The sequence below is a fragment of the Aggregatibacter kilianii genome (genome assembly GCF_003129965.1).
Classification (GTDB): Bacteria; Pseudomonadota; Gammaproteobacteria; order Enterobacterales; family Pasteurellaceae; genus Aggregatibacter; species Aggregatibacter kilianii_A.
In genome coordinates this window covers 89173-105197 of the sequence record NZ_NRCJ01000004.1, presented here as the reverse complement: position 1 = coordinate 105197, position 16025 = coordinate 89173, and the positions used below count along the sequence as shown (strand labels likewise).

19 protein-coding genes are annotated in these 16025 nt (G+C 47.5%); 6 read left to right on the top strand and 13 right to left on the bottom strand.

Annotated features, from left to right (window positions below; all coding sequences use genetic code 11):
- Positions 1 to 33: 33 nt before the first annotated feature.
- From accB to tpiA, 5 genes are all read right to left on the bottom strand, one after another.
- Positions 34 to 498, bottom strand: a complete 465-nt coding sequence (gene accB / locus DK430_RS03985; RefSeq protein WP_109077819.1) for an acetyl-CoA carboxylase biotin carboxyl carrier protein — start codon at positions 496 to 498, stop codon at positions 34 to 36.
- Between the two features lie 123 nt (positions 499 to 621).
- Positions 622 to 1098, bottom strand: a complete 477-nt coding sequence (gene aroQ, locus DK430_RS03980) for a type II 3-dehydroquinate dehydratase (RefSeq protein WP_109077818.1) — start codon at positions 1096 to 1098, stop codon at positions 622 to 624.
- Between the two features lie 105 nt (positions 1099 to 1203).
- On the bottom strand, positions 1204 to 2232 hold the full coding sequence (gene menC, locus DK430_RS03975; protein WP_109077817.1) for an o-succinylbenzoate synthase: 1029 nt from the start codon (positions 2230 to 2232) through the stop codon (positions 1204 to 1206).
- A 77-nt stretch (positions 2233 to 2309) separates the two neighbouring features.
- Positions 2310 to 3167 (bottom strand): 1,4-dihydroxy-2-naphthoyl-CoA synthase, encoded by an 858-nt coding sequence (gene menB / locus DK430_RS03970; protein ID WP_109077816.1) that lies wholly within the window; start codon positions 3165 to 3167, stop codon positions 2310 to 2312.
- Between the two features lie 112 nt (positions 3168 to 3279).
- A complete protein-coding gene (gene tpiA / locus DK430_RS03965; protein WP_005704363.1) occupies positions 3280 to 4071 on the bottom strand; it encodes a triose-phosphate isomerase in 792 nt (263 codons plus the stop codon).
- A gap of 173 nt (positions 4072 to 4244) precedes the next feature.
- On the opposite strand from tpiA, the gene DK430_RS03960 reads away from it, so the two are divergent.
- A complete protein-coding gene (locus tag DK430_RS03960) occupies positions 4245 to 4688 on the top strand; it encodes a GNAT family N-acetyltransferase (protein ID WP_109077815.1) in 444 nt (147 codons plus the stop codon).
- A gap of 130 nt (positions 4689 to 4818) precedes the next feature.
- Here the strand turns inward: DK430_RS03960 and hemN are convergent, their stop codons facing one another.
- The 8 genes from hemN to rppH form a co-directional block, all read right to left on the bottom strand.
- A complete protein-coding gene (gene hemN / locus DK430_RS03955) occupies positions 4819 to 6186 on the bottom strand; it encodes an oxygen-independent coproporphyrinogen III oxidase (protein WP_109077814.1) in 1368 nt (455 codons plus the stop codon).
- Positions 6187 to 6203: 17 nt separating this feature from the next.
- Positions 6204 to 6638, bottom strand: coding sequence for a DUF2489 domain-containing protein (locus DK430_RS03950; protein WP_109077813.1), 435 nt, complete (start codon positions 6636 to 6638; stop codon positions 6204 to 6206).
- Between the two features lie 12 nt (positions 6639 to 6650).
- Positions 6651 to 7211 (bottom strand): Der GTPase-activating protein YihI, encoded by a 561-nt coding sequence (yihI, locus tag DK430_RS03945; protein ID WP_109077812.1) that lies wholly within the window; start codon positions 7209 to 7211, stop codon positions 6651 to 6653.
- 90 nt (positions 7212 to 7301) lie between these two features.
- Positions 7302 to 7829, bottom strand: a complete 528-nt coding sequence (tadA, locus tag DK430_RS03940; protein WP_109077811.1) for a tRNA adenosine(34) deaminase TadA — start codon at positions 7827 to 7829, stop codon at positions 7302 to 7304.
- A 70-nt stretch (positions 7830 to 7899) separates the two neighbouring features.
- Positions 7900 to 8751 (bottom strand): thymidylate synthase, encoded by an 852-nt coding sequence (locus tag DK430_RS03935; RefSeq protein WP_109077810.1) that lies wholly within the window; start codon positions 8749 to 8751, stop codon positions 7900 to 7902.
- Positions 8748 to 9545 carry a prolipoprotein diacylglyceryl transferase gene (gene lgt / locus DK430_RS03930; protein WP_109077809.1) on the bottom strand — a complete coding sequence of 266 codons (798 nt, stop codon included), beginning with the start codon at positions 9543 to 9545 and terminating at the stop codon, positions 8748 to 8750. The genes DK430_RS03935 and lgt overlap by 4 nt, the downstream gene beginning before the upstream one ends.
- Before the next feature lie 8 nt (positions 9546 to 9553).
- Complete coding sequence (locus DK430_RS03925) at positions 9554 to 10351, bottom strand: sulfite exporter TauE/SafE family protein (protein ID WP_109077808.1); 798 nt, start codon at positions 10349 to 10351, stop codon at positions 9554 to 9556.
- 2 nt (positions 10352 to 10353) lie between these two features.
- The gene (gene rppH / locus DK430_RS03920) at positions 10354 to 10953 is read right to left on the bottom strand and encodes an RNA pyrophosphohydrolase (RefSeq protein WP_109077807.1); all 600 of its coding nucleotides are present in this window, start codon (positions 10951 to 10953) and stop codon (positions 10354 to 10356) included.
- Positions 10954 to 11169: 216 nt separating this feature from the next.
- On the opposite strand from rppH, the gene rbsD reads away from it, so the two are divergent.
- The 5 genes from rbsD (at position 11170) to rbsK (ending at position 15977) form a co-directional block, all read left to right on the top strand.
- Positions 11170 to 11589 carry a D-ribose pyranase gene (gene rbsD, locus DK430_RS03915; protein WP_109077806.1) on the top strand — a complete coding sequence of 140 codons (420 nt, stop codon included), beginning with the start codon at positions 11170 to 11172 and terminating at the stop codon, positions 11587 to 11589.
- A 10-nt stretch (positions 11590 to 11599) separates the two neighbouring features.
- Positions 11600 to 13093, top strand: a complete 1494-nt coding sequence (rbsA, locus tag DK430_RS03910) for a ribose ABC transporter ATP-binding protein RbsA (protein ID WP_109077805.1) — start codon at positions 11600 to 11602, stop codon at positions 13091 to 13093.
- Positions 13094 to 13104: 11 nt separating this feature from the next.
- Positions 13105 to 14073 (top strand): ribose ABC transporter permease, encoded by a 969-nt coding sequence (gene rbsC / locus DK430_RS03905; RefSeq protein ID WP_109077804.1) that lies wholly within the window; start codon positions 13105 to 13107, stop codon positions 14071 to 14073.
- Positions 14074 to 14090: 17 nt separating this feature from the next.
- Entirely contained in the window at positions 14091 to 14963 is an 873-nt protein-coding gene (gene rbsB / locus DK430_RS03900; RefSeq protein ID WP_109077803.1) for a ribose ABC transporter substrate-binding protein RbsB, read from the top strand.
- Between the two features lie 81 nt (positions 14964 to 15044).
- Positions 15045 to 15977 (top strand): ribokinase, encoded by a 933-nt coding sequence (gene rbsK, locus DK430_RS03895; RefSeq protein ID WP_109077802.1) that lies wholly within the window; start codon positions 15045 to 15047, stop codon positions 15975 to 15977.
- Positions 15978 to 16025: the final 48 nt, after the last annotated feature.

The following is a 16025-nucleotide window of genomic DNA, read 5'->3' as shown; positions in this document are numbered from 1 at the left end:
ATTCTTTGTTTAAATCAGGGGCTGTTGTGCTAATTATTCGATAACAATTAACGGCTCATCGAATTCAACAGGATCACCATCATTGACCAGAATAGCTTTAACGACACCTGCTTTATCCGCTTCGATGCGGTTCATCATTTTCATGGCTTCAACAATACAAAGCGCATCGCCCACTTTTACGGTTTGCCCCACTTCAACAAAGGCTTTGGCTTCAGGACTTGGACTGCGGTAGAAAGTACCTACCATCGGAGAACGGATTTTATGGCCGGCAACGTCTTCCGTTGCCGCAGGTGCCGCCGCAGGCGCTGCGCTAACTGCCGGCGCGGACGGTGCCGGTGTAGCAACCGGTGCCGGTGCCGCTACCGGCACGGTATATTGAACGGATGCCGGCGAACCGCGATTAATACGAACCGATTCCTCACCTTCGGAGATTTCAAGCTCCATAATGCCGGATTCTTCAACAAGTTCGATTAATTTTTTAATTTTACGAATGTCCATAATTGTTTCCTAAAAGATGCAAATTTCGACCGCACTTTTCATGAAAAAAGTGCGGTCAGGATTAAGTTTAAATTTTCGCCCGAGAGATTACCTGAAAATAATCATTTTGGCGACAAAATTCTGCTATTTTTCGTCAATTTTCGTGGAGTTTTCATGGTCTGCCAGGTAATTTAACGCAAACTGCAAAGCAAATTCGTAACCTTGTGCGCCACAACCGCAAATCACGCTTTCCGCCACATCGCTGAAATAGGAATGATGACGGAACGGCTCACGTTTGTGAATGTTCGATAAATGCACTTCTACAAAGGGAATGGCTACCGCCAATAAGGCATCGCGCAGAGCGACACTGGTATGGGTGTAGGCAGCTGGATTGAAGATGATAAAGTCAATTTTTTGAAAACTTTGGTGAATTTGTTCGATGAGCTTTTCTTCGCTATTAGCTTGAAAGCAGGTTAATGCCACGCCTTGCGGTCCTGCCAGTTGGTGCATTTTGGCTTCGATCATGCCTAAAGACAAATGCCCGTAATGGGCCGGCTCACGCACACCCAACATATTCAAGTTCGGACCATTTAACAGCAAAATGTTGTATTTTGATGACATATTGTACTCCTTTTCATTGTTGCGCATTATAATGGCTTTTCACTTTGGGCTGGTCTAATCTGTGAAAATGCCTCTGTAAAAAACGTCGGAAAAATTGACCGCACTTTAATCCCATTTCACTTCGGTGACGAATTCCGAATCCAACCCGACCAGCGGCAAATCAGAGCCCGGCCAGGTTCTCACCATTTGATAATCCATCAAACTCAAGGTGTCCAAGCCTGGCGTCACATTCGGCGTGTATTGCTGCGCCATGCGTGCCAATTGGGTTAAGCCGAAACTGCTTTCAATACTGGAACTGATCACCGCCTTAATTCCCAAAGCGTGCGCCTGTTCAATCAGCTCAACACAGCGTTCGATAGAACCCACCAAGGTTGGCTTAATCACGAGCGCCGCCAAGTGCGGTTCTTTTTCCACACGAAAATCCGGCTCGCGCACGCTTTCGTCCCAGGCGATATTAATGCCGGTTTCACGGGCAAATTGACGACTTTCGTCGCGGGTTTTGCACGGTTCTTCCAAAAATTGGATGCGTGCGCGATGTTCCGGTTTGACATATTTAGCGAATAACTGCGCTTTTGCCGGCGTCCAACTGCGATTCGCATCCAAACGCAGTTGCAAGTCGGGAATGGCTTCCAGCAACATATCGGCGATCATGCCGTCGCGGTTGGCTTCATACATCCCCACCTTTATTTTCGCCACTTTTTCGCCCTGCATTTGATTCAACGGCTCATAGAGCTCGTCAGGATCGCCGTAACACAACGGCGCCACCTGATAGTTACCTTCCTCGCCTAATTTTTCTTTCATTTCCGCCAAGGCGCAACTTAACCCGAACGCCACGGAAGGATACAACCCCGTTAGCTCAAGTTTAACGTTACAACTGCGCGCTTCATCCCATTTTTTCAGCCATGCAATCGCCTGCGCCTGCGCTTCGTCTAAGGTTTCCAGGCTAAATTCCGGCAACGGCGCAATTTCCCCCCAACCTTCATGTTCCCCGCAGCACACTTTCACCAACAAGCCTTCGCGCTTTTTCAAAAAGCGGTTGCGCAGAATCAGTTGGGAATCGACGGGAATGGAATAGCGATAAAGGGAATAACGGCGCTTTTGCACGGTACAATCTAATTTATCTGAGGAAGTCATTTTTCACCTTGCCTGATGGAACGGGAGAAATAAAAAGTGCGGTCAAAAACACTGTGAATTTCAACCGCACTTTTCGCTTAAGGATTACGTTTAAATTTGCCGAAATCCGGGGTGCGTTTTTCATTGAAGGCGTTGCGGCCTTCCTGCCCTTCTTCGGTCATGTAGAACAACATGGTGGCATTGCCGGCGAGTTCTTGTAAGCCGGATTGACCGTCGCAGTCCGCGTTTAACGCCGCTTTCAGGCAACGCAAGGCAATCGGACTGTTGCGTAACATTTCACGACACCAACGCACGGTTTCTTTTTCCAAATCGGCATAAGGCACGACGGTGTTCACCAAGCCCATGTCCAACGCTTCCTGCGCATTGTATTGACGGCATAAGAACCAAATTTCGCGCGCTTTTTTCTGACCGACGATACGCGCCATGTAGCTTGCGCCCCAGCCACCGTCGAAGGAGCCCACTTTCGGACCGGTTTGTCCGTAAATAGCGTTATCGGCGGAAATGGTGAGATCGCACATCATGTGTAACACATGACCGCCGCCGATAGCATAGCCTGCCACCATCGCCACCACCGGTTTCGGACAGGTACGAATGTCACGTTGGAAATCCAATACGTTCAGATGATGCACGCCGCTGTCGTCTTTATAACCGCCGTAATCGCCGCGCACTTTTTGGTCACCGCCGGAACAGAAGGCTTTTTCACCTTCACCGGTGAGCACGATAACGCCGATTTTTTCGTCGAAACGCGCATCGGCAAAAGCGTTAATCATTTCTTTCACGGTTTGCGGACGAAACGCGTTGCGCACTTCCGGGCGATTAATGGTGATTTTGGCAATGCCGTCGGTGGATTTGTGGTAACAAATATCGGTGTAGCCTGCGCTGTGATCGACCCATTCTACCGGCGCGTAAAGCACATCATCTTTTGGATTTTGCATGAGAAATTCCTTTAATTTCAGGTTAAAAAAGTGCGGTCATTATAGCGGAAGTTTGTGAAATCTGAAAATGAAAAGGGTCGGCAAATACCGACCCTTCAAAGGCAAAATTAAATTAATTTTTGGCTTTTGCCGCCGCTTTTACGATCACCGCAAATGCCGGGGCTTTTAAGGACGCGCCGCCCACTAATGCACCGTCAATATCCGGTTGGGTGAATAATTCCGCTGCGTTGGCATCGTTAACGGAACCGCCGTATTGAATGATCACTTGATCGGCAACCGCTTGGGATTTTTTCGCAATGTGACCGCGAATGAACGCGTGTACCGCTTGCGCTTGTGCCGGAGTGGCGGATTTGCCAGTGCCGATTGCCCAAATCGGTTCGTAAGCAATGACGGCGCCGTTGAAGGCTTCCACACCTAACAGATTGATCACCGCATCAATTTGACGGGCGCACACTTCTTCGGTTTTACCCGCTTCGTTTTCCGCTTCGGATTCACCGATACACAACACCGGCACTAAACCCGCTTCTTTTAACGCACCGAATTTTTTCGCCACGAATTCATCGCTTTCTTTGTGATAAGTGCGACGTTCGGAGTGACCGATAATGATGTATTTCGCGCCGAAGTCTTTTAACATTTCGGTGGAAATGTCACCGGTAAATGCGCCTTTCACGTTCACATCAACGTTTTGCGCGCCTAATTGAATGATATTTTCGCCACCGCAGCTACAACCGCAGTTGGATAATAGTTTTTCCGCTTCCGCCAAATACATCACCGGCGGGGCAATTGCCACATCACAGCCGGTCACGCCGTGTAACTCTTCTTTTAAGCCGGTAATTAATTCTCTGGTGAACGCTTTACTACCGTTTAATTTCCAGTTACCCATAACTAAAGGACGACGAGCCATTTTTTTCTCCTTAATTTAATTGAATAAAAACTGCGCTTACTATACCAAAAAACATCTGCTTTTTCGGTAAAAAAATTACCGTTCTAAAAAATTTTCTTTGCAACAGATGATTCTTTTGGGGTAAAAAGATACAATCTACTGTATAAATTTAACAAAAAATGACCGATTGCCTCATGATTAAAATTTTTAAAGCTGAACAATGGAACGTAGAAAGCCTCCTGCCGTTATTTGAAGAATATCGTCTTTCCCACGGCATGGCGGAAAACCCCGAGCGCACGCTGACTTTTCTTTCCAATCGTATTCGTTTCGGCGAAAGCATTTTTTTTCTCGCCCTCGATCAATCCCAACAGGCAGTCGGTTTTATTCAGCTTTACCCGCGTCTTTCCTCGCTTCAATTACAACGTTATTGGCAATTAACGGATATTTTCGTACGCAACGGCAATCAAACGAACAACATTTACACCGCACTTATCGCCAAAGCCAAAGAATTCGTGAGCTACACCCAATCTACCCGTTTAGTGATCGAACAAGATAATCAGCAACATCATTTGCTGGAACAGGAAGGCTTCCGCTTGAATCCGAAGAAATCGGTATTTGAATTGAGTTTGGCGGGTTGATGAGCATAAAAAAGTGCGGTTGAAATTTACAGTGAATTTCAACCGCACTTTTGTTGACGTAGGGTGGGTTTGCTAACCCACCGAAAGCACCAGATTACTCTATGGTGGGCTGGCAAGCCCACCCTACACATTAAATAATCCTAGAAAACTGCTGTTGTTTCGCTTGCGCGCGGGAATAGGTATCGAAACACAAACAAATATTGCGAATCAACAAACGTCCTCTGGCGGATACGGTAATTTGCTCGTCCCCAATCTCTAACAAACCATCCGCAGCCAAAGGTGCCAGCAAGGCTAAATCTTCGGCGAAGTGCTGTTTGAAATGAATGTCGTATTGCCGCTCAATCGGCGCATACGCCAGTTTAAAGTTACAAATCAACTGTTTAATCACATCACGACGCAAGCAATCTTCTTTCGTCATCGCCAAGCCTTTGTGCAACGCAATGCCGTGGGTATCCACTTCCGTGTAATATGCTTTCAAATCCTTTTGATTTTGCGCGTAAGTGTCGCCCAACAAGCTGATTGCCGATACGCCCAAGCCCAGTAAATCACATTCTTCCTGTGTGGTGTAACCTTGGAAATTACGATGTAATACGCCCTTTTGTTGCGCAATGGCAAGTTCGTCGTCGGGTCTGGCAAAGTGATCCATACCGATGAATTTATAGCCGGCGTTGCCTAAGGTTTCGATGGTTTTTTGCAGAATGTCCAGCTTGGTTTCCGGTTTCGGCAACTGCCAATCTTTGATTTTCGCCTGCCCGGCAAAACGACTTGGCAAATGGGCGTAGTTGAACACGCTTAAGCGATCGGGATTGAGCTCAATCACTTTTTGCAACGTGAACATAAAACTCTCAACTGTTTGGAACGGTAAGCCGTAAATCAAATCCAGATTGGTGGATTGAAAACCCAGCTCGCGGGCGCGTACCAACAGAGCGTTGACAAAGGCTTCGTCCTGTTCGCGATTAACCGCTTTCTGCACCTCTTTGTTGAAATCCTGCACACCCATGCTGATACGGTTAAAGCCGATTTTGCGCAAATGTTCCAACATGGAAAGCTCGATTTCGCGCGGATCCATCTCAATACTGATTTCCGCGTTGTCGGCGATATGGAAATGATCGCGCAGCATTTGCATTAAACGGGCGGATTGCGCCTCCGTTAAATAGGTCGGCGTACCGCCGCCCCAATGCACTTGGGTCGCCACACGATTTACAAATAATTTCGACCGCTCTTTTATTTCCCGTTCCAGAAAATCCAGATAAATATCCGCTTTGTGTTGATGGCGCGTGATGACTTTATTGCACGCACAGAAATAGCAAAGTTTGTGGCAAAAGGGAATGTGGACGTATAAGGATAACGGGCGCTCGGGATACCGTTGCGCCGCGGCGATGAAGTTGTCGTTAGTGTAATTTTCATTAAATTCCAGCGCCGTCGGATAAGAGGTATAGCGCGGGCCGGATTGGTTATATTTTTGAATTAATGCCAAATCCCAAATAATCTCGGACATTAAATGTTCCCCACTTTTTATAATGTTTGAATCTCGCTCAATAGCCGATTCAACTCCAACTTAATGTTACTTTCAAGCTCCGCTTCGGCACTTTCGCGACGCAAATCCAAACGCATTCTTTCGTTCTTTTTCAATTCTTTACGCGCTTCGTGCGTCGGCATATCCTCCACCGTTTCATACAGTTGCCACATGGCGGAATAATTTTTAAGACGCATGCCCACGGGCTCCAGCAACATTTTCAAACGCAACACGCCTTCCGACAAATTACAATCGCCGTTCAGCATGGCTTTGGCGATAATATCAAGGCTTTCTTTAATGCGATTGATGCGGTTTCGGCGCGCCTGTTGCAAGGCTTTTTTCTGTTTTTGCAGGGCAAGCAACAAATACACGGCATAGCCGATCATGCCTGCAATGATCACCACTGCCGCAATGAATAAAAAGGTTTTCCACATAGTTTAAAGGCGTTATTTGAATTGATTGATGTCGATTCGCTCGAAAGTGCGGTATAAATCTTCGGTGTTTTCGTCGTCCTCCGCAATACCCAATTCGGTCATTAATTGCTCGACGCGCGCCAAACATTCATCCACAAATTGCTGATCTTCGGCAGACAGTTTTTTACCTTCCTCTAACTGATCCAACAACTGATTCAGGCATTCGTTATTTTCCAATTGTTCTAATTCCCGCATCGGATCCAATTTGGTTTTCGGTTCGGACTTCGGCGCCGCAATAGTTTGATCTTTTTGCGGTTTATTCACAAATTCCACCATCAACGGCACTTTTTTACGGCTGCCAAGGCGCGGATCCTGCACTTCCTTTACTTGATTCGTCGCTTTATTTTCCGCCGCGCTGTGACGGGAACCGGAACTCAAGCCTTTGTGTTTGCGTTTTTTCTTTTCTTCACGGGCTTTCGCATCCAGTTCATAACGCGTGGCTTTGCGACCGGAATGCGACGGCTCCGGTTTCTTATCGGATTTTCGGGTCGGCATAATATCCGTAAGGCGACGGGTCTTTTTCTGACGGGACATAGACTCTCTCTTTTGGCTAATAAAATTGACCGGCGATTGTATCACTCTGCGGGCAATTTAACGAGGGGTATTGAAAAACGCCCGCACTTTTTAGGCGTCAGGCACGTTTTCCGAAGTCGATTGCTGCGCCAATTTCGCCTCTTTCTGTTGAGCGCGGCGTTTTTGGAAAAAGGCGCTGAGTTTTGCGCTGCATTCTTGTTGCAGCACGCCGGCAGTAATTTCGATGACGTGGTTCATTTTGTAATCATCGAAAAAGTGAAAACGCGAACCCACCGCACCGGTTTTGTAGTCGGCGGCGCCGAACACCAAACGTTTAATGCGACTGTGTAAAATCGCCCCGGCACACATAGTGCAAGGCTCGAGTGTGACATATAAGGTGGTGTTGAGCAGGCGATAATTTTGCAACGCTTGCCCGCCTTGGCGCAAGGCGACGATTTCCGCGTGTGCGGTGGGATCGGAATGAATAATGGAGAGATTCCAACCTTCGCCGATAATTTCGCCCGCCTCGCTCACCAACACCGCGCCCACAGGGATTTCACCCAAGGCTTCGGCTTTGTCTGCCAGCATCAGGGCATGGCGCATAAATTTTTCGTCAAGGGTGTTTTGGGAATCGGTCATGGTTGCGTTTATTTGGAGTTAAAGTGCGGTTGGTTTTAGAAACGTTTTTAAAATCGACCGTACTTTTTGGTTACACAGAAAACGGATATTTAATCGGTTCGTGGCATTGGTAGCCCGTCACCTTAAAATCGTCCATGGTGACCCAAGTTTCCAGATCTTCCAGCGATTTAATATCCGGATTGATTTCCAGTTGCGGCGACGGGAACGGTTCGCGTTTTAGTTGTACGTCGCGCATGAGTTCCAACTGGTCTTCATAAATATGGGCGTTGACGATTTGGTGGAACGCCTTCCCGGCTTTTTTACCGGTAATCTGCGCCATTAATGCCAAGAAAGTGAACACTTGAATTTGGTTGAAATTCAAACCGAGCGGCACGTCGCAGGAGCGTTGGTAGCTGGTGAGATAAAGCGTATCGCCAAGCAACGAGAAAGTATGTGTGTGCATGCAAGGGCGCAGGCAACCTAAATCAAATTCGCCCGGATTATAGAACGTCAAAATTTCGCCACGATCGTCGATACCTTTGCTCAGGTTGTTGACGATTTTGCGTAATTGATCCAAATGTTCGCCATTCGGTTTGCGCCAACGTCTGCCCTGCACGCCGTACACGCGTCCCATATCGTCGCTGCCTTTGCGGTGTGGATTGTTTAACCATGCTTGATTTTCGTTAGCGTTGGCGTCCCAAGTTTTGGCACCGAGCTTGCGGAAATCGGCGGCGTTGTCGTAACCGCGAATATAGCCCAAAAATTCGGCGATAGCGGCCTTCCAGTAGCTTTTGCGGGTGGTAATCAACGGGAATCGGTTGTTTGCCACGTCATAAGTTAAACCGGCGTTAATCACCGTTAAACAGCGTTTGCCGGTTCGTTCGTTTTCCACCCAAACGCCTTCGTCAATAATGCGTCGGCACAAGTCTAAATATTGTTTCATTTTTTCACCGCACTTTTGTTGTATGCCCAAAGCATGATTAAGATGCCGCCGAGAATCATCGGCAAGCAAAGCAATTGCCCGCGCGTGATCACATCAAGGAAAAGATCTACGTCCGGCTCACGCACATATTCCACAATAAAGCGGAAGACGCCGTAACCGATAAGGAATAAGCCCGCCACCGAGCCCATCGGACGCGGTTTGCGAACGAACCAATTGAGGATCAAAAACAGCACCAAACCTTCTAAAAAGGCTTCGTAAAGCTGGGATGGGTGACGTGGCAGCAGGAGCGGATCCGTTGGGAAAATCATCGCCCAAGGCACATCCGTTTGGCGCCCCCATAATTCCAGATTAATAAAGTTACCAAGACGTCCCATGCCCAAGCCGAAGGGAATCAACGGCGCCACAAAATCCGCCGTCGCCCAGAAACTGCGTTTTTGCACTTTGGAGGTGATGAGCATGGCGATAATCACGCCGATTAAACCGCCGTGGAAAGACATACCGCCTTCCCAAACACGGAATAAATACAGCGGATCTTGCAAGAAATGATCGAGGTTATAAAAGAACACGTCGCCGATACGCCCGCCCAAAAACACGCCCATAAAACCGTTAAATAACAGGGAATCCACTTGATCGACAGTCCAACCGCTGTTCGGTTGTTTGGCGCGACGGACACCCAACCAGCGGGCAAAAATAAAGCCGAGCAGATACATTAAGCCGTACCAACGTAAGCCGATAGGACCAAATTCAAAAATGGCGGGATCGAAATGCGGCAACACAAGATAATCTGAATTCATAACTTTCCTTATTTCAACAACATATTAATCGCCACCACAATTAAAAAGGCGGCAAAGGCTTTTTTCAAGGTGGACACCGGCAGTTTATTGGTGGCGTTGGCGCCGAGTTTGGAGGTAAAAAATGAGGTGACGGTAATGCCTAACACCGCCGGCAAATACACAAAACCGATGGAATAAGACGGCATACCTTGTGCGTTCCAACCGCTCACCATAAAGCTCAACATCCCGGCGATACCCATCAACATCCCGCAGAAGGCGGAAGTGCCGATGGCTTTTTTAATGTCCACGTTGCGCGAGTTTAAAAACGGCACGATAAAACCGCCACCGCCAATGCCTGCTACGCTGGATGCCATGCCGATTAACGAACCACCGATAACGGATGCTAACGGCGTAATTTTTTTGTTCGGATCGATGTTTTTCTGTTTAATGGAAAGTACCATTTTCGTCGCCAAATACACCACCAAACAGGCGAATAATTTACTGGAAATTTCGTGCGGTAATTTGCTGATATATTGACCAGAAATAAAAGCGCTGATCATCAACGCCGGGGCGAAATATTTTAACGTTGACCACACCACATTGCCGAGCTTGTTATGCCGCTGGGCGGAAGAAAATGCGGTAATCACGATGGTGGCAAAAGACGTGCCAAGTGCGGTGGACATTAACAACGAATCGGGCACGCCGACGATAGGCAATAAATAAACCAACATCGGCACAATCACCAAGCCGCCGCCGATACCGAATAAACCGGCTAAAAAGCCGGCGATACAACCGGCGAGTAAGCAAAAGAGAAAAAAGGTTAACATAATTATCCTTTGTATTTATATGATGGGCGTTTTGCGTGTTTTGAATTGTTATGTTTTTTGGACGGGAAATCGCGCTTAGTTTCTTCCGGCTCACGCTGTTCCACAGATTGCAATAAGCCTTTGTTATTGCTATCGAATAATACCGTCGCAAACTCTTTCATGGCTTTGCGGTACACCTCTTTTTTGAAAGACACCACCTGACGCACGGGATACCAAAAACTCACCCAACGCCAACCGTCAAATTCCGGCGTTTTGCTGCATTGCATATTGATATTTTTACTGTCGCCGATGAGTTGCAATAAAAACCAGCGCTGTTTTTGTCCGATGCACATAGGCTTGGAATCATAACGCAACAGGCGTTTCGGCAATTTATAGCGCAACCAATGCTTGGAGGCGTACAACACCCGCACATCTTTGTGCGTTAAACCCACTTCCTCAAACAATTCGCGGTACATTGCCTGCTCCGGCGTTTCATTGTCATTAATCCCGCCCTGCGGAAATTGCCAGGAATTTTGTCCGTATCTCTTCGCCCACAGCACTTGTCCTTTGTCGTTGCAAATCACAATGCCTACATTCGGACGGTAGCCATCGAAATCGATCACTATCGTATCCTTAAATCTTATTAATTTTTTAGCTTCAAATAACGGCAAATTGTTTCACAAACTGCCCGTTAGCACAACTTATTCTTATAAAACCGCAGGATCGGACAGTCGGATTCCTATACTGTTTTTTGATCTGCTTCACAAAACCCGCTTTATCCATTTTCGCTTTTCGGCGATTTCTTCTACACTGCTTTCAATTTATCGAAAGGAGGGATAATGAAAAAAACCGTCATTCTCAACGCGCAACTGTCTCACTGCATCGCCACACTCGGACACACCGACGGCTTAACCTTATGCGATGCGGGTCTGCCGATCCCTAATCAAATAGAACGCATTGATCTCGCCTTAACCCCAAATATCCCAAGTTTTCTCGCCTGCCTGAACGCCATACTTAGCGAAATGTTTGTGGAGCGGGTGTTACTGGCGCAGGAAATCCACGAAAAAAATCCCCAAATTCTGACCGCACTTTTAGCCCGCCTGCATGAACTGGAACAGCAACAAGGCAACAAAATCGCCGTGGAATATGTCAGCCACGAAGATTTCAAACGCGCTACCACCTACAGCAAAGCCATCGTGCGCAGCGGAGAATGCTCGCCCTACGCCAATATCATTTTGTACTCCGGCGTGCCGTTTTGACGGAGGCATTATGCAGCGACCTCTGTTAAAAATCAGCGGCATTGATAAATCCTTTCCCGGCGTGAAAGCCTTAAGCAACGCCTGTTTGTCCGTATATGCAGGGCGGGCAATGGCGTTAATGGGCGAAAACGGCGCAGGCAAATCCACGCTGATGAAAGTACTCACCGGAATTTACGCCAAAGATGCGGGAAATATTGAATATTTAGGGCAACCGGTGGCATTTAAAGGACCGAAAGACTCCCAAGAAGCCGGCATCAGCATTATTCACCAAGAACTCAATTTAGTAGGCAATTTAACCATTGCAGAAAATATTTTTCTCGGGCGGGAATTTACCAAACCTTGGGGTGCTATCGACTGGCAACGAATGTATCGGGAAGCGGATAAACTTTTAGCCCGATTAGGCGTAACACACAGTAGCCACACGCTGTGTTCGGCACTTTCTATCGGTGAACAACAAATGGTGGAAATCGCCAAAGCCCTTAGTTTTGAATCCAAAGTGATTATTATGGACGAGCCCACCGACGCCCTCACCGACACGGAAACGGAAGCCTTATTTAAAGTAATCCGCGAACTCAAGGCGGACAATCGCGGCATTGTGTATATTTCCCACCGCATTAAAGAAATCTTTCAGATTTGCGATGATGTCACCGTATTACGCGACGGCCAGTTTATCGGCGAAAGTGCGGTAGAAAATTTAGATGAAAATCGTCTCATCGAAATGATGGTTGGTCGTCGTTTAGAAGAACAATATCCGCGCTTGGAACAGACGTCGGGGGATGTTCGTTTATCCGTAAAAAATCTCAGTGGCAGCGGTATATATGATGTGTCTTTTGAATTACGTAGCGGTGAAATTCTCGGTGTTTCCGGTTTAATGGGCGCCGGTCGCAGCGAATTGATGAAAGTGCTTTACGGCGCGTTGCCACGGGAATCGGGCGAAGTGCGGCTAAATCAGCGGGCGATTTTGAACCGTTGCCCGCAAGACGGACTGCGCAATGGCATTGTGTATATTTCCGAAGATCGCAAAGGCGATGGGCTGATTTTAGGTATGTCGGTGAAAGAAAATATGTCCCTTTCCGCATTAGACAATTTCGCCAAATCTCTGCATATCAATCAAACGGCTGAACGCATGGCGGTGGATGATTTTATTTTGTTATTTAACATTAAAACGCCGACGCGGGAGCAACCTGTCGGTCTGCTTTCCGGCGGTAATCAACAAAAAGTCGCCATTGCCAAAGGCTTGATGATCCGCCCGCAGGTGTTAATTTTAGATGAACCGACACGTGGCGTAGATGTGGGTGCGAAAAAGGAAATTTATCAACTCATTAACAAATTCAAAGGAGAAGGCATGAGTATTATTTTGGTCTCTTCCGAAATGCCGGAAGTTTTGGGCATGAGCGATCGTATTTTGGTTATGCGGGAGGGACGTATCAGCGCCGAATTTGAACGGGCTGAAGCCACTCAAGAAAAATTATTGGCAGCCGCCATTGGCAAACTCAATTCATAAGAGGCGAGAACATGACTACGCAACACAATGTTAAATTAGGCAAATTTTTACTGGAACAACGTTCAATTATTGCCTTATTAGTGCTCATCGGCGTGGTATCGGCAATTAATCCCGATTTTTTCAGCGTAGACAATATTCTCAATATTCTGCGCCAAACGTCCGTGAATGCGATTATTGCAGTGGGCATGACATTCGTCATTTTAATTGCCGGCATTGATCTCTCCGTGGGTTCTATTCTGGCATTAACCGGTGCCTTCGCAGCAAGCATGATCGGCGCGGAATTGCCGGTGATTTTCGTTATTCCGATGGTATTACTTATCGGCACATTACTCGGTACTCTCAGCGGCGTAATTGTGGCAAAGGGAAAAGTGCAGGCGTTCATCGCCACCTTAGTGACCATGACCTTATTGCGAGGCGTCACCATGGTTTATACGGACGGACGCCCGATTAGCACCGGCTTTTCCGATACCGCCGACACTTTCGCTTTTCTCGGTACCGGCTATTTGTTCGGCATTCCTCTCCCCATTTGGCTCATGGCAATCGTGTTTCTGGTGTCTTGGTATGTGCTAAAACACACCAAAATGGGGCGATATATTTACGCACTCGGTGGCAACGAAGCGGCAACCCAATTGTCGGGCATTAACGTGAATAAAGTAAAAATTTTCGTATTTGCCGTCAGCGGTTTTTTGTCTGCGCTTGCCGGCTTAATCGTCACCTCACGTCTCTCATCCGCGCAACCTACTGCCGGTGTGTCTTACGAATTAGATGCTATCGCGGCGGTTGTGGTGGGCGGCACCAGTTTAATGGGCGGTAAAGGACGTGTGATGGGAACACTCATCGGCGCGCTGATTATCGGTTTCTTAAATAATGCCCTGAATTTATTGGACATTTCCTCTTACTATCAAATGATAGCAAAAGCATTGGTTATTCTGATTGCAGTTTTAGCAGATAACTATTTAGGCAGCAAAAACGTTAATTGACATTCAAGGAGAAGCATATGAAAAAATTAACCACATTAGCCACCGCACTTTTACTGGGTTTCAGCACCTCGGCACTGGCACAGGACACGATCGCTCTCACGGTATCCACATTAGACAACCCGTTTTTCGTTTCCTTAAAAGAAGGTGCACAGAAAAAAGCCGACGAACTGGGTTACAAGTTGGTCATACTGGATTCACAAAATGACCCGGCAAAAGAGCTGGCGAATGTGGAAGATTTGTTGGTACGTGGTGCAAAAGTATTGTTGATTAATCCGACGGATTCGGAAGCGGTGAGTAACGCCGTTGCCATTGCCAATCGCAATAAAATCCCGGTCATCACTTTAGACCGTGGTGCGGCAAAAGGTGAAGTGGTCAGCCACATTGCTTCCGATAACATTGCCGGCGGCAAAATGGCGGGTGATTTCATCGCGCAAAAACTCGGCGCCAATGCTAAAGTCATTCAATTGGAAGGCTTAGCCGGCACCTCCGCCGCCCGTGAGCGTGGGGAAGGCTTTAAGCAGGCAATCGCGGAACATAAATTTGAGGTGCTCGCCAGCCAACCTGCAGATTTCGACCGCACAAAAGGCCTGAATGTGATGGAAAATCTGCTTGCATCTAAAGGCACGGTACAAGCCGTATTTGCACAAAATGACGAAATGGCACTCGGTGCATTACGCGCCCTATCCGCCGCCAATAAAAAGGTTCTCGTGGTCGGTTTTGATGGCACGGATGACGGTATGAAAGCGGTAAAAAGCGGCAAAATGGCGGCAACCATCGCTCAACAGCCCGCACTTATCGGTGAGCTTGGCGTGATAACCGCCGACAAGCTGATGAAAGGTGAAAAAGTAGAAGCCAAAATCCCGGTGGATCTGAAAGTTATCAGCGAATGATGTGCCGCCACATAAAAGTGCGGTTATTTTCGTAAACGTTTTTGAGGAACGCTTAATGCGTTCCTTTTTACAGGAGGAATTATGTGCCCCAAACTCGTTGTACTCGGTAGTATTAACGTCGATCATGTGATTCGCGTTCCCCGCTTTGCTCGTGCCGGCGAAACCTTGAGTGGTTCCGATTATCGTATCGCTTACGGCGGAAAAGGTGCTAATCAGGCAGTGGCGGCGGCACGCCTAAAAGATCCGCATACACAGGTGGATTTTATTGCCTGTATCGGTAACGATGACATCGGCAAGGCGATGAAAACCGCCTTTGCACAAGACGGTATAAACACCGATACCATTAGCTGTATTGAACAGGAAATGACCGGCATCGCCATGATTCAAGTGGCGGATAGCGGCGAAAACAGTATTGTAATTGCCGCCGGCGCCAATGCCTGTTTAGATGAACACATCGTTGCCCGCTATGCCAATCATATTCGTCAAGCGGATGCCTTGCTCATGCAGTTGGAAACGCCCTTGCCGGCGATTTGTGAGGCAGTGGACATTGCTCATCAAAACGGTACGAAAGTGATTCTGAACCCTGCTCCGGCACAGTCTTTGCCGGAGGCATTATTACGACATTTATATATGATTACGCCGAATGAAACAGAAGCGGAAATTCTGACGGGAATTAAAGTAGAAGATGAAAGCTCGGCAGCGCAGGCGGCAGAAAAGTTACATCAGTTGGGCGTGCAAATTGTGCTCATTACTCTTGGTGCGAATGGCGTTTATGTGAGTGAAAACAATCGAGGACAAATAATCCGTGGATTTCGCGTCGTCGCCAAAGACACGACAGCGGCGGGCGATACGTTCAACGGTGCATTAACGGTAGCGTTACTGGAAGGGAAAACATTGATGGAGGCAATTCGTTTTGCCCACGCGGCTGCGGCAATCAGTGTAACTCGCGCAGGTGCACAACCGTCCATCCCAAGCCGTGCCGAAACCCTGACGTTTTTGGCGCAACAGCCTTAAAAGTGCGGTGGGTTTTCAGAGTGTTTTTTAAACCTTGGGAAGCCTCAG